Here is a 14,538-nt window from a genome sequence, read left to right on the forward strand (position 1 = left end):
GGATTTGCAGGCATACACTATTGGTGTAAAGCCCGAAAAACGCAGATGATTAATTAGGTACAGGCTTATGTTGCGGAAATATACGTTCCGTATAAACACACAGACACGACATCCGCAAAAAGCGAATTCAATTAAAACATCTGTCCAAGAAAAATTAACAGGATTTTGGCGGTTGCCAGATAGCAGAAAGATAGTTATTGTCTGAGAATGCATCGTCCAAAGGCAAAGCTTTGGGTTCTTTACCCACAAGTTTTCTCGTTTCTATTTCAAAACTAAAAGGAGGGGTAAGTACAAAACTGACACTCAAAACATCGGTATGGACGATAAACGGTAGTTGTTGGTCATGCTCGTAATCCTCATCGTGTGGATGATTTTCGAGGTGGTTGCCTTCGTAATGAAGTGCGAGAAACTCCATCACAGTTATTTGGGGATTTTTCTCTTTGTGCTCGAAATAATGTTCTACCAGCATAGGAAATTTCAACAGCTGACCTAACTCAGTCGTTGAAATAAGATACACGGACAGAAACAATATAGCGAGTACTCTCCTCATACAGCAAAGTTAGTAAAAAAGAGCATTCCGTTTTTTAAGTTGTTGTAATTTAAAACCTTTCAAAATTAAGACATCAAGGAATTTAGATTATTTTAAACATTTCTTCTACCCTTGCTGTACCAAATGCTGTAAATTAGGGTCATTTTTGATGCGTTCTATTTCACTCTCAACAATATGCACAATGTCGGATTTTATACGTTTATAGTTGCTTTCGATTTCCTGTTTCATATTATCAACTCCGTTTTCATCAACAAAGGATAAAATCTGCGGTATCTTTTGATATGCTTTGGTTTCGGCAGCAACCTTTTCATTATCTACTACAATTTCTGCGTGAAAAATCTTTTGCTCGATACGTTCGTCAAAGTTATCTGATACAGAGCCTACAAACATACCCTGTGTAAGCGTTGAAATTTTCGATGCAGGAATAAGGCTGTCTAACTGCGTGGAAATAGAAGTAGATTTATCATTACGGTTTATCGTCATACTCTGGCGTTTCTGCAATACTTTTCCGAAGCGTTCTGACAAGCTCTTTGCTGTTTCGCCAACTACCTGACCACTGAAAATGTTACCGACAGTATTTTGAATTACCTTACTCTCTTTGTCCCCATAATCACGGATCAATTGCGAATAATCCTGGAAGCCTAAGCAAACAGCCACCTTATTACTTCTCGCAGTCGCGATAAGGTTATCCAGTCCCCTAAAGTAAATTGTGGGCAGCTCATCTATGATAACAGAACTCTTTAACTGTCCTTTTTTATTGATGAGTTTTACAATTCTTGAATTGTACAAACCCAACGCTGCGGAATAGATATTTTGGCGGTCGGGGTTGTTACCTACACAAAGTATCTTAGGCTCTTTCGGATTATTAATATCGAGTGTGAAATCGTTACCGGTCATTACCCAATAGAGTTGCGGGCTAATCATTCTTGATAATGGAATTTTTGCGGATGCAATTTGTCCCTGTAACTGGTCTTGTGCTCCGCCTTGCCAGGCATCCATAAAGGGCGACAAATAATTTTCCAGATCTGGATATGAGGTTAAAATGGTGAATACGTCCGAATACTTTTTGTTCAGCAATTCAATGGCGTGCGGGAATGTGCAATACTTGCCGTCTTCATAGATTTTCAGATACCAGATAATGGCTGCAAGCAAGATAATTGGACTTTCCACGAAGAAATCCCCTTGTTTCTGTATCCACGACCTGTTCAAATTAAGCATGATGGTATAGGCCGCTTCATAGGCGTCAGAGATGTCCGTCATGAAATCAGGATTAAGCGGATTGCAACGGTGGCTCTTGCGTGGATCGTCGAAGTTTATCACGTAAAACTTCGGCTGAATTTTGTACTTGTCTCGATGCTTCAGCAAATGATTGTAGGCAATGGTGGAAAGGTCATCGAACTTGAAATCGTAGATATACATTGAAAATCCCTTTTCAATCTGCTGTTTGATGTAGCTGTTTACAATGGCATAAGATTTACCTGACCCAGGGGTTCCCAACACAATCGTTGCCCTAAAGGGATTGACCACGTTAATCCAACCGTCATTCCATTTGTTCTTGTAATAAAACTTCGTTGGTAGATTGACGGAATACTCGTTTTGCATCAATCGGGTTTCCTGCTGAAAACTTTCATTCTCGTTGTTGAATACATCGTCCATTAAATTGTTGCGGAGCAAACGGCTCATCCATACGCCAGCCATCAGCAAAGCGATATAACCTAATGAAATGGTTAAGATATACAAGAATGTACCGATTACCGGAGGTAACTTTAACAAGGGAGTATTCAGAAAGAACAACACAAAACCAACGGCTAATGCGATATAGATTTTAGTCCACGTTATCTTCTCATTCTTTACGCCTTTCGTACCTAAGCAACTCAAAGCCAACAAAACCAAAGCGAATGCTTTGGTATATAAGGTATGCGAGAACAGCCCTGCCGTTCGCTGAAAATTCCCTAATATTTTGTTGATTACTTCTAACGTCCAACCACGCTCTAAAAAGAAACCGTAGCAAAACCAATAAAGGTGCATCAGTACCAATAAAATACTCACTGCTCTCATAAATGCCATAATCTTGGCAAGCCCTCTTAAATCGTCTTCTCCCTGCATTATTTTTCAGTTTTAATGTTCGGGCGTGAATTTATGGGCTGTATAGCGTGGCTATAAGAATATGGCACTCAATGGCGGTGCGTGGCGGTGTTTGGCTAAATACTACTGCTGACCTCTTTTGCGTTTCCGCTTTTTCTTCATCTTGTTAGCAAAGTCCTGCTCCTCATAATCCTCGCCCTGTGCTTCAGGAATAAAAAAACCGCCAAAGGCTTCAATCAGACCGTCGTCTTTCTTATTGGTATTATCAAATTCAAACATTGGGTGCGGTTTTTCGGCTGGTAAATCTCCCTTGTCCTGTGAACGGGATATTTTTTCTTTTGGCTTGTCAGGCTCTTTGATGTCGGGCTTGATGTTATTGTTCCAATAATCATTAAAAACATTTGCGGAAAGCTCCTTGCCTAAACGTGAACCGTTCCAAACGGTTTTGGAATTGTGGTCGATGAACGTCATACCGTAAATACGTCCGGTGTCGTTCCTCCGTACCACTACATTAATACCTTGCTCGCCCAACTGTTTTTTAAAGCTCAATTCATCAGCCGTAGATTGCAGGGCAATGGTAACGGCTGCTTTTAAAGTCGGTTTGGTAGGGTGGTTTTTTAACTTTGTATCGCATATCTCGATATGCGATTTCAATGCCGGAAGCCCTGCGTTTTTCCCGAACAGAGAAGCCTTGAACGGGTGTCCGGCTTTTTCGCCCTGTTCATTCAACGGAATATATAATAATCCCTCACGGTGCTGTCCTTGCAATTCGCCCTCCACTTTCTCTGTCGTAATATTGAACAGGGATAGCAAAGCATTGTATTCTCCCAAAGTCTGAAATTGATAATAGTTAGGTAAATGCCGAACTACGGAAGCAATCTGACTTTTTACGTCGCCTGCTTTATAATCCACAGGCTTAAAAATCTTATCGCTCTGCTGACGTTCCTTGTCCGTAGCTGGTATTAAATGGTGTTGCTTTTCGAGTTCACGGCAAATATTCATCGACCGCATTTTTTCAAACTTGTCAGAGATTTTTTTACCGTTCTCGTCCACGCAGACCGATACGATATGAATATGGGAACGGTCAATGTCCGTATGTTTGAATACCACAAAAGGCTGTTCGCCGTAGCCCATTTCTCGCATATACTGCTGTGCCATTTCCCGATATTTATCATCGCTGACGTTATCTTTCGGGTCGGGATTGAGCGAAATATGCAACGTATGTTTTTGGGTATTGAGATTTGCCAACAGATAAGGTGCAAAAGATTGTGCTAATTGTGCAACGGAATATTGCCCGTCTGACGTTTCAATTATCTTGTTGGCAAACAGGATTTGCCCGTTTTCCTTTTCCACTTTCAGATTATTATACGCCAATGCTCCGTATAAATTTTCACTTCTTCCGATTTTTGCAATCATTATTAAGGCTGTTTTTTGAGGTATTTTTTATCAAATTCCTCCGTTATCTGTACCACTTCTTTGAACAATCCGACCATTTCTGCCGTCTGCTTTTCCAATTTATACAAGTAAGCCGCTGCCTTTTTCTCCGAAAAATTCTTGTACAACAACTTTACAATCTGATTATAATTTACCCCAATAGAGCGAAATTGGCTGTGAAACGAAGTCAATCGCATATAAAAATCAACCGTTCCTTTGTCAATGTGTACAGATTTTATCGTCTTGTCGAAGATGCAGGACGTAATAAAATGTGCCTTTACCTGCATACCCGATTGGTCAAACAGGGCAAGAAAACGGGCGTGTTCTTCCTCGTTAAAAGAAATCGTGTACCGAATTTTCGCAGGGTCGTTTTTTAGCGGACGACCTGTCTTTTTTAACTGCTTTTTGCTGTTCTCGTTCATCACTAATCCATTTTTAACCGAGCTTTGGCGAGCTCATCTTTAGATAATTCATACAAAAACGCCGACTTCGGAGGACGTTTTCTGCTCCCTGCAAGGGCAAGTTGTTTTGAGCATCGGAAATCTTTTCGAGATGCTCAAAACACAACTTGCCGTGTTCCGGTGAACACAAAAATCCGCACTTCGTGACGGATTAAATGTAACAGGGAAAAACGGCCCGATGCCGTCCTGTTTCGTGTCCATTTTGTCAAGATGCCTTTGCATAAATCCGTTAATATAATTCATCACACAAAGTAAAGACCTGCTTACAAGAGTATTGCAATGCAATACCCGGACAAACACTGCCTTTGAACGCCAAACAGTGCCACACTTCAATCAGCAGGTCTTTCATTCACTTTATTTGCCATATTGTTTTAGAGCAGGGAGTAAAAAATGTATTAAAACAGGGAAGAAATCAGGATTAGTGTGCAGGTAGTTTGGAATAAAAGCATAAAGTTTTAAAAACGTAAAACTATAAAAGTGTAAAAGCATAAAAGCGGTAAAGCATTTTGCCATTTGAGAAGTTTACCATTTACCAAAAAACATATCCAACAAGGCTGTAAGAAAAGCAAAAAAATATACAGGCGTATTCCTGACAAACAATGCAGAAAATTGGGAACAATGTAATATTCAAAAGCAGGAATATTCAAACCTGCAAAGCAAGTAAAACGTGTAACAATAAATTTTTAAATAATGGAAACAAAGAAAAAAACCTTAAAAATCAGCTTCTCCACGCAAAAGGGCGGTGTAGGAAAATCGACAATGACCACCTTGCTGGCAAGTGTGCTCCACTACCGGTTAGGTTTTAACGTCTTGGTATTGGATTGCGACTTTCCGCAGCATAGCCTGACCAATATGCGTGAACGGGATAAGAAGACCTTAATGCAAAATGAATATCATAAAAAGGCGGCAATGAAGCAGTTTCAAACCATTAACAAAAAGGCATATCCGATTATCAAAAGCAAAGCCGAATATGCTTTAGAAAAAGCATCGGAATATGTAAGCCAATCGGCTATTGTACCGGATGTTATTTTCTTTGATCTGCCCGGAACCGCCAATACCAAAGGGGTACTAACCACTTTGAAAATGATGGATTTTATCTTTTCGCCCATAACCGCCGACCGTTTGGTCGTGGAAAGTACATTGGGCTTTACCAAAGCCTTTCTTGAACTCCCGAAAACCATTGAGGGTAATGATGAGCAAGAGTTATGGCTGTTCTGGAACCAAGTGGACGGAAGGGAAAAAACAGGCTTGTATGAGGCTTATCAAAGTGTTATCAAACAACTCAGCCTACCCATAATGGAAACAAGAATAATGGACAGCAAGCGTTTCCGAAAAGAAACAGACGATACCGAAAACTATGTATTTAGATCCAGCTTGCTGCCCGCCGAAACACAATTGCTGAAAGCCACAAAAATGGATTTGTTTATCGAGGAATTTTTAAAAATCACGCAGCTATAAAAGTGATGAACTATGAGTACTGAAAATAAGAATAACGATTTTAAAAAGCCTGATGTTGATGAGGATTATTTGATGAACATCATCAGTGGCGATGAGCCAGTTGCTTTGACTAAAAACAATCAGCAACCGGAATCACCAAAGGAAACGAAGCCCAAACCTAAAGAGAAACCCCGAAGCAGTTCATCAAAAAAAGCGGACTACGAGGAAACATTTCTGGTCAATCGGTTCCCATCCGGTCGTAGTGGCAAGGTCGTTTACATTCGTCCGGAATACCACGAACGGTTGCTCCGCATTGTACAATTGACAAGGGAGGAAAAAACAACCCTCTATTCCTACATTGACAATATCCTTGAACACCACTTCAGGGAGTTTGGCGATGATATTACAAATTATTTCAACGAACGTTTTAAACCCATTTTGTAGCTATGGAAATACTAATCGTGATATGCCTGCTGATAGTCATAGCCCTGCTTTTGCAGGACAAGATTGTAATTAAGAAACGGTCGGAGCAAAAGCCAAAACAGGAAAAAGTCAATCCGAACCTGCCCGATATTATGGGGCAGCCCAAACCTGTAATGCGACTTTCGCAGCCAAACACTGCCAATGAACGCCAAATTCAGGAACCAGAGATAAACCCCGCTAATTTAGACATCGAATACGACGAAAATGAAGACGTAGGTATTCAGGTTCCGCAGGAAGAGCTGGACGAAGTTTTCAGTAATATGCCTGATTTTGAGGAAGAGGAAGAAGAATGGAACAGGTACGGAACATCCGGTGGCGATGACGGTTTTGCCCAAGGGGTTACCTTTGAAGAACTAAACTCCGTGGGGGTGTTGCTCCAAAAAGAAAAACTGGAAACAGACCAAAAGGAAACAACGGTAGCCATAGTTCAAAGATTACAGGGAACCGAATTATTCAGCCTGCTGGAAAATTCCATTGAGGGTGCTTCCCGAAAAATTGCCGAGCTTTTGGACAGCACACTCTCTACTGAAACAGAAGCCGGTTCTTCCAATTTGCGGAAAAATGATTTTGAAAACTTTGACATTGGGGAGTTTGTGTGAGGGTTCTTTCTCGTGTTTACATTCTCAGATTTAGATATTATTCGACAATTTTTTAAGGTCAGTTTCATAGACTTTTAATAAAGTCTCATTAAGCTGTGAATATTTCTGAAGCTGAGTAATCCTCTTTTTTAACCTCTCAATATCATATTGTTTTGAATAATCATCTTTATCATAATCTTCAATATCAAAAGAAGGGTTATTATCTAATAAAACATTAATGATGCTTGTATCAGCATTATCAGATAGGTTTACAGCATTTTCAATCCACTGCTTTGTTCTCTCATTTTTTGCATTATTAGCGGCTTGGCCTAATGCATATTCTATCCAAATCCTGGCTGTCTTGTCAATTTCGTTAGCAATATCCATCCATTCTTCTACAGATTTATGATTTAAATTGTCTGTTTCTAATTCCGCCAGGTCTTGATTGCGTAAAGCATTATAAAAATAAGGTTCCTCTTTGTCAGGATTTAGCTTAGACAATGTATCCAGGATAGGCTCGAAACTTTGGAAAGGTCTTCTTCCAGATGGAAGAGAATGCCGGTGTTGCCATAACATTAATATTACATCAAAACACTCTTTTTCTGCTGCCTCTTTTTCATTCCCTTCTGATTGTTCAGCAACAGATATTTTTTCTGCAAGATAATGAGCCATCCAGCGTGAGAAGGTATCAACGCCTGGTTCTAATTTAAGCTCTTTCACGAAGAGTTTACCCAAGTTTATGATTTTTTCCTGTAGTTCTAAGTTCTCCATCTGATGACAGTATAAATAGTTTATGTATAGGTTTCGAATATTCGTATTTATCTTCCCGGCTCCGGTATTTATAATTAATTTCCCTTTTTATTCCAACTTCCAATATCAGGTCACAATTAAGAGTTGAACACATGTGTTTTAAAAATTGTAATGACGCTTTTAACCGTTTACCGGCCTGATTTGGATTTTCATCTCTGTCGTCTCTGTGACTGCTCCATATTGCGCATTTCAAGGCTGGATATGATGACTTGGGTGAATACCAAATTTTCCCGTTACCATCTACAGACAAACTTAACCTGTCCACAATATCATCTCCTATTACAAAAGGAGGATAGTCTACATTATCAGCATAGGGATCATATTCGTCTAATCTTTTGGAAACAGATTCATCCTTAATCCACCCCTTAAGCTCAAAAGAACCTGATTCTATTTCCATATCCCCCTCTTTATAATTAGGAAGTTTGTAGTCATGAGGATCACTGCAGGTTTCCAGTGCTATCATTAGTGCGCCGGAAGTGCCTTTAGAAACCAATGCAGAGGCAATTGAAAAACTTTCGGTTCTTTCGCTATCTTTTTCTTCCCATCCTCCCCGTACATTAAGCCATTGTTCTCCGCTGTCATCGTCTGTTAGTAATGCTTCATAAAAACTCTTTTCCGGAATTTCCGATTTCCAGTTATCATCCTTACTTTTAGAAAGCCATTCTGGTCTCTTTAATGGCACTGGATCACGATAGTCTATTAACCATTTTCCATCAGCACACGTTAATAAATGACCTGAGATCCACTCGTCCCACTCATTATCATACCAATCTCTTTTTGATACTACAGGCATTTTTTCGAGAAACTTTGCTGCTGCTACCATCATGGAATGGTAAGACAAATAGAAGTCAAGATTATCTGTTCTTGGGTAACTTCCATGGTCATGCCAAGTTTCTCTTTCATTCGAATATCTATTCCATATCGATATTCTCGGATCATTGTTATAACCGTTTTTCTCTTTTATACCCCATTCTTCAATAATGACATTAGCAGCTATATCTTCTACTTGTTTCCCCGGTACACCAAATACATCGCCCAACGGTTCAAACCAGTACCTGTCAAAATCCCATCCGAAATGAAAATCATATTCAGTATTAACTAGTCCGTTAATGTGCCAATAACTATCTACTGTATCATTGTAATCCATTTCCACTACCGGCATATTGCTTTTACCAACAGCTTTTAGTTTATTCAGTGTTTCGTCATCATATATATCGTCCAAAGAAGTGGAGAGATTGACCGATATTTCTGCTGAAAACTTTTGAATAAGGATGTGAGGTTCACCAAAGGCATAATGAACGAATATGTCTTTATATTGAACCAACAACTCGGGTTTATCAAGAGAAACTCTTACTAAAGCAATTAATAAATATAATCGGGCATGAAGATTATAAAACGGAAATTGACAGCTACCAAAGGCATCCACTTTGTCATGCTGCATCCAGTTAATCAGTTCATCAATGATACCCGTACAGTTGAATTGGGCTAATGCACTTACCGTATGTGCTGCATTCCATCGTTCTGATGAGCGAGGGGATCCAAGAGCAGACCAAATGAAACCCGCTATATTTTTGTTGACATTCTTAGATGTAAATAACCATTTATCCCATTCGCCATCACCAAAATCTTTCTCAATATGTAATTCAAATCTTGATAGTGTAGAATCAAGTAAGTCCGTTACCTTTACAGGGTCGATTATTGAAGTAGCAATACTTACAAACCCAAAAAACATTTCTGCGTCAGAAAATTCGTACCCGCTTGACAGCCCTTCAAATATTCCTTCTTTTAGTTTATCTATTTCACTTTCACTAAGATTAAAATCCTGAACAAAATATTGAAAAGAATACAGGCTTATCAGTTCTTGTGCATACTTCCTTCCTAATTGCTTTGCTAAAACAGGCCAGTTTTTCTTGAAGCTGACCTTATTTTTCCATTCTTCTGGAAGCAATTTGAAAAAAGATTTGAGTTCATAACGATTTACTCTTGATAAGAGTAATATATCAATAAATTTCCAGAGATCCTTTTCATTCAATCTTTGTATCACTTCGTTCCAAAAGCTTTCAATGTCCCTGTAGAAACGCTTATCGGATATTGCATTAAAAGCAAGAAGGCATTTTTCAAACTGTTCATTGTTGAGAATATCCAGAGCTCCAAAGACATCTTCCCAATGTACATTATCATCAGTTCGATTTGTGTTTTGAAGAGTTTTATCTTCTTTATCCTCCGGCAATAATTTTTTATTCTTTTGATGGTAAGCTAATATTCCATCTAATGTATCATTCTGGATATTTTGCCGGGAGGCTATTTGCTGCATCTTTTCCCAGTAATCGGCGGTGGTACCTTCTATTTGGAGCAGATAGATGGCATCTGCAAATATCTTTTGCTTTATTTCTGTATTACCTTCATTTTCCAGGCAGATGGAAAGCAACTCTTCAAGTTGATGATAGGAGAAAAATCTTGACATCGTCCATCCTGTTGAAGGCGATATTTTGCCGGATTGTACCAATTCCATCAGTAATGCTTCTAACTGGTATTCAAACCTTCCTATGTCTCTATCCCGCCACCGGCTTAGTGCAGATATTCCTTCTCCGCTCGACATTCTCGCACAAACAGCAATCGCTTCGCTTCTGTTCCAATACTTTTCACGGGAGACATATTCTCCCACTACTTCGGCACAGCGTATAAAACGATAAGCTAATTCGTCAGAGACACTATCTCCATTGCATGCTTGTTTAGCAAGTGATACAACAGCTTCCCATCTCCTGACTATTTCGTCGCCAAATTTAGACACGATGTTTACGGCCTCTTCAAAATATACACTGGCGTCATCAGAGGCTGTATTCAATACAGCACGGGCAAGTCCGATATATCTTTCCGCCATTTCTTCAGGGCCATCTTCGGTGATACTTTTTATTCGCTCATAAGCACTTTGCTCAAGCTCCTGTTTTACTAAGGATAAATGCGGTAATCTGAATGCTGCTCTTACTGTATTCAGCTCATCGGGAATCCACAAAGCTTTATTGTTCTTGATGTAGGTATTATAAAACCAGTTTACTTCTTCAGTATTTCCTTTGTCATATAATATTAGAATAGATGACTGAAGTGCAGCAATCTCGTTAGGTAAAGTATCGTAAGAGCGATATCTATTGGTTCTTGCTTTGTGTGATTTTTCATTCGCATTTTTTACTTCACCTTCAAAATTGAAGTCCTGCTGGCTCAATATTCTAACCCTTAGAAGATACCAGGGAAACAAGCCGTTGATTATTTCTTTGAATTCTTTAATCTCATTATCCCGATCATAGTCACTTTTTTCCTTTTTGTCAGCTAGATTTCGAGGCAAAATAGCATCAATATCTACTTCCGATTTATCTTCCAATAAGTTTCGGATTGCGAGTGTTTTTAGGTAAAAGGTACGTTCCTGAGATTGATGTGCACTATATACCATCTGCGACGCTTGTAAAGGGATATAATGTCTCAATACCCTTCGCAGTTGTGCAGATGGTAAGTTTCTATGTAGACAAGCCTCTATAAAAGACACTATAGCTGGTGTAATATTGTCACCCTGATAGTACTGCTTTGGTTTTTTAATCCTGGATTTCGAACCTGTTAGGAGACATAAACAAGTTTCAATAAACTGTTCTTCCGGGAATCTCCCAACTTTTATGAGTTCGCTGACAATAGCTACTGTATAGTACGGTTGCCTGATACAAATTTGCAGGAAATTATTAATAGCTTCAAAATTTCCAATATCTATAAGTCGCTTTATTAGACTCTTCATTATGTCAAAAACAAATGCTTTGGACGTGAATCGATTTAGGAAATCAATACAATCTTCTACCCCGTAAATATTGAAAAATGCATATGCTAATTCTAAAACATCCCTTTCTGTAACCTCATTTTGCGGGTGGCGTTCATCACTTTTCCGAAGATCTTCAAAGTATATTTGCAGCCAATTTACAGCAGCCCTTAAATAACCTCTGGCTTCTCCCTTATATTCATTAATTCCTGACAATAATGAAGCAGTAAAGACATTCTCTGAACCATTCCAGGCACCACTCAGTAAGCGTTTAAATGCAATATCCTGAACCTTTTGTTGATCCTGCAAAGTAACAAGCAGGTCAATATTATTCTGAAAAAGCCCGAGCTGCCGCTGATTTCCAGCCACTTCCTCGCCAGCTCTCATAGCTATCTTAATCGCATCATTATAATGTTTGGCTCTCAGTGCTGCACGGAAAGCAAACTGTAACCTGTAAACACGTACATTTCTTGCATCGATTGGATTATCTTCCGGCAAATAACTGTCCGAAAGTGTAATTTCGATTAGTTTTTCATATTGCTCTGCCTGAAGGTACAGATGCGGCAGAACCTCGGCCACATAAGTGTACTGATTGGCTAAAGGCTCTAATATGTTTATATAGGTTTCGAAATTTTCTTTTTTTGCCAAGAAAGTTTTTCTAAACCACGTTTCCGTTGGCTCATCTCTGAATTGTACAGATTCGTCTGACAACCACAACGAGCGACCAATATCTGCTACAAAGCTTTTAATTGTCTCGGTTGTTACTCCTGCCGCTTTTGCTAAAATTTCTATTGGAATATGAGGAGGTAAGCTTGCCAACCCTAAACATATTGCCTGTATTTGTTCCTGAAAAGAATCCGACAAGGAATCTTTTATTGTTGATATCGCTGTGTTTAATTGCAGTTCAATCTGCTCCTCAACGGTCATTCCCGCAGGACCTAATCGGCTTAATAATTCAGAAACGGTTGATGCATGAACACTTAATGCATTTGCCTGCACACGAGGATTGCCACTGGTTAACCGATGAAATTCCGTCCCGTCTTTTTCGTCAGCTTCAGGGAACCATTTCCGTAAATTTATTAATGATTCAGTTTCGGAAAATGCTTCTAATTTAAACTGAGCAATTTTAGAGTTAGGTTTTAGTAACTGAATTCGTTCTGTTCTGCATAATAAAACCAGCTTACATCCGTCCGGTATATTTTCACGAAGCAATTCGTTGGCAAAACAGGGATGGTTGTATTCCTGAGCTGCCATTTCTGCATTATCTGCCGCATCAATCAAAATAAATAAGGTGGCAGAATCACTTGTTTGTTTTAAGGTTTTTACAGCGGCGTCAATCCGCCATAAGAACTTCTTCATAATATCATTATCCTGGGAAGTGTCCTGTACAAGCAAAGGATCGCATAGACCTTTTACGGCAAGTTCATTGACAATTTGAACCAAAGCATCCCGATGTCTATGTCGAGGTTCGCTACGATTTCTGTATCGCCCCGCTCCAAAACAATCATAGGCAATACCTATTGAATCTGAAGGTAATGAATGTATTAGCTGGCGACAGAATACAGATTTGCCAACACCGCCCGGTGCATGGACAATGACAGGATATGAAGAATTTGAAATATTTTTGACAAGCTCATTGTGTTGTTCCCGCTCAATGATATTTTCTGCCTGTTCCCATATGGCAGGAGCCGGAAACAGGTCTCTCTCGGCGGAAATACCGAAGCGTTTTAAAATATCTTCCCGAGAAATTATTCCGTTAGAGTCCGGTAAAACCCTTTCCTGTACAAGAGCAACAATACTTTCAATTTGTGCATTATCAACAGTTCCGGCTATCAATTGTGCTATTTCTAATCTCAGTTCATCTTTTTGAGTATTGTAATCGCCCTCGCCATCCTGGAAGTTCAAAAGTTTACAAAACTTACTCAGTTCATCAGAAGAAAATCCCGTATATTTTTCAATGGTTTCTCTAAACCTATCATTGACCGGGTCATCATTTGCTAACAAATTTATATTCCGTTTGAAAGAATCTTCTAGCGGTCTGTTGGTAACGATGGTAAATGAAAAAACAGGAGCATTTGTCTCTGTTAAATGTTGGGAAAATCTTTTTGAAAAGCCCTCAATGGTATCTTTCAAATCACTTAAAACAAAAGGAGTATCTTTCTGAACCGTTGTGTGCTTTAATTGGTAATACTTAATCTGCTTTCTGTCATTTAACTCATCGTAATATTCAGTGACGTCTATAACATACTCGCCTTCTTTCTCGTTTTCTTTTGAACCTTCGATCACAATAGTCCGTAGAGAAGCGTTAGAATAAACTAATCCTAAGCAGCGTCTGGCTGCCCACCTGTAATGAAATACATCACCTGCTCTTGAATATGCTACTAAGTCGTTCGGCATTATCTGTAGTTCCTCAGCTAAAAGTTTTAAATACAGCTAATATACTGCTTTTTTCACTTCAATAACAGCCATTCACAGCCAAACACTTCCTTTGACTGCCACTTTGTAAGACCGCCTCCATTTCTGAAACACCTTTGTTCCGATAAGCCCGCAAGGTGTGGGCTGAGTTAACAAATTAATGTGTTTCAATTATGGACAAACAGAGAAAAAAAATTTTGCTGACGTTAGGTGCAATGCTGTCGGCAATGGGTGCTTTCGCACAGGGAAACGGCTCGGCAGGTATCAACGAAGCTACCCAAATGGTAACAAGCTACTTCGACCCTGCTACCCAATTAATCTACGCCATCGGTGCGGTCGTGGGGTTAATCGGAGGCGTTAAGGTGTACAACAAATTCAGTTCCGGTGACCCAGATACATCGAAGACGGCGGCTTCGTGGTTTGGGGCGTGTATCTTCTTGATTGTGGCGGCTACCATCCTGCGTTCATTCTTCCTTTAATCCTTTGCCT

At 39.5% G+C, this 14,538-nt stretch carries 10 protein-coding genes; 4 read left to right on the top strand and 6 right to left on the bottom strand.

Annotation, left to right across the window (positions count from 1 at the left end):
- Window positions 1-154 precede the first annotated feature (154 nt).
- From PIECOFPK_RS11565 to mobA, 4 genes are all read right to left on the bottom strand, one after another.
- Window positions 155-550 (bottom strand): hypothetical protein, encoded by a 396-nt coding sequence (locus tag PIECOFPK_RS11565; RefSeq protein ID WP_409965964.1) that lies wholly within the window; start codon window positions 548-550, stop codon window positions 155-157.
- Between the two features lie 105 nt (window positions 551-655).
- Complete coding sequence (gene mobC / locus PIECOFPK_RS11570; RefSeq protein WP_409966822.1) at window positions 656-2,659, bottom strand: conjugal transfer protein MobC; 2,004 nt, start codon at window positions 2,657-2,659, stop codon at window positions 656-658.
- Between the two features lie 99 nt (window positions 2,660-2,758).
- Entirely contained in the window at window positions 2,759-4,051 is a 1,293-nt protein-coding gene (gene mobB / locus PIECOFPK_RS11575) for a conjugal transfer protein MobB (protein ID WP_409965965.1), read from the bottom strand.
- A gap of 2 nt (window positions 4,052-4,053) precedes the next feature.
- Entirely contained in the window at window positions 4,054-4,491 is a 438-nt protein-coding gene (gene mobA / locus PIECOFPK_RS11580) for a conjugal transfer protein MobA (RefSeq protein WP_066207812.1), read from the bottom strand.
- Between the two features lie 729 nt (window positions 4,492-5,220).
- On the opposite strand from mobA, the gene PIECOFPK_RS11585 reads away from it, so the two are divergent.
- The 3 genes from PIECOFPK_RS11585 to PIECOFPK_RS11595 are packed head-to-tail and all read left to right on the top strand — an operon-like array spanning window position 5,221 to window position 7,049.
- Window positions 5,221-5,988, top strand: coding sequence for a ParA family protein (locus PIECOFPK_RS11585; RefSeq protein WP_091095669.1), 768 nt, complete (start codon window positions 5,221-5,223; stop codon window positions 5,986-5,988).
- 12 nt (window positions 5,989-6,000) lie between these two features.
- Window positions 6,001-6,411, top strand: coding sequence for a DUF3408 domain-containing protein (locus tag PIECOFPK_RS11590; RefSeq protein ID WP_091095671.1), 411 nt, complete (start codon window positions 6,001-6,003; stop codon window positions 6,409-6,411).
- A 2-nt stretch (window positions 6,412-6,413) separates the two neighbouring features.
- A complete protein-coding gene (locus tag PIECOFPK_RS11595; protein WP_091095673.1) occupies window positions 6,414-7,049 on the top strand; it encodes a conjugal transfer protein TraD in 636 nt (211 codons plus the stop codon).
- Between the two features lie 30 nt (window positions 7,050-7,079).
- On the opposite strand, the gene PIECOFPK_RS11600 is transcribed toward PIECOFPK_RS11595, so the two are convergent.
- Together PIECOFPK_RS11600 and PIECOFPK_RS11605 are read right to left on the bottom strand one after the other, a co-directional pair.
- Window positions 7,080-7,799 carry a hypothetical protein gene (locus tag PIECOFPK_RS11600; protein ID WP_091095675.1) on the bottom strand — a complete coding sequence of 240 codons (720 nt, stop codon included), beginning with the start codon at window positions 7,797-7,799 and terminating at the stop codon, window positions 7,080-7,082.
- Window positions 7,756-14,031, bottom strand: coding sequence for a hypothetical protein (locus tag PIECOFPK_RS11605; RefSeq protein WP_409965966.1), 6,276 nt, complete (start codon window positions 14,029-14,031; stop codon window positions 7,756-7,758). The genes PIECOFPK_RS11600 and PIECOFPK_RS11605 overlap by 44 nt, the downstream gene beginning before the upstream one ends.
- A 191-nt stretch (window positions 14,032-14,222) precedes the next feature.
- Here PIECOFPK_RS11605 and PIECOFPK_RS11610 point away from each other — a divergent pair, with 191 nt between their 5' ends.
- A complete protein-coding gene (locus tag PIECOFPK_RS11610; RefSeq protein ID WP_091095680.1) occupies window positions 14,223-14,528 on the top strand; it encodes a DUF4134 domain-containing protein in 306 nt (101 codons plus the stop codon).
- Window positions 14,529-14,538 lie beyond the last annotated feature (10 nt).

It is taken from the genome of Chitinophagaceae bacterium C216, from assembly GCA_028485475.2.
Lineage (GTDB): Bacteria > Bacteroidota > Bacteroidia > Chitinophagales > Chitinophagaceae > Niabella > Niabella composti.

Bases quoted from the DNA above. Each gene is read 5' to 3' on its own strand.
- mobB (WP_409965965.1), bottom strand. From the start codon at position 4,051: ATGATTGCAAAAATCGGAAGAAGTGAAAATTTATACGGAGCATTGGCG.
- PIECOFPK_RS11565 (WP_409965964.1), bottom strand. From the start codon at position 550: ATGAGGAGAGTACTCGCTATATTGTTTCTGTCCGTGTATCTTATTTCA.
- PIECOFPK_RS11590 (WP_091095671.1), top strand. From the start codon at position 6,001: ATGAGTACTGAAAATAAGAATAACGATTTTAAAAAGCCTGATGTTGAT.
- mobA (WP_066207812.1), bottom strand. From the start codon at position 4,491: ATGAACGAGAACAGCAAAAAGCAGTTAAAAAAGACAGGTCGTCCGCTA.
- PIECOFPK_RS11600 (WP_091095675.1), bottom strand. From the start codon at position 7,799: ATGGAGAACTTAGAACTACAGGAAAAAATCATAAACTTGGGTAAACTC.
- PIECOFPK_RS11605 (WP_409965966.1), bottom strand. From the start codon at position 14,031: ATGCCGAACGACTTAGTAGCATATTCAAGAGCAGGTGATGTATTTCAT.
- PIECOFPK_RS11595 (WP_091095673.1), top strand. From the start codon at position 6,414: ATGGAAATACTAATCGTGATATGCCTGCTGATAGTCATAGCCCTGCTT.
- PIECOFPK_RS11585 (WP_091095669.1), top strand. From the start codon at position 5,221: ATGGAAACAAAGAAAAAAACCTTAAAAATCAGCTTCTCCACGCAAAAG.
- PIECOFPK_RS11610 (WP_091095680.1), top strand. From the start codon at position 14,223: ATGGACAAACAGAGAAAAAAAATTTTGCTGACGTTAGGTGCAATGCTG.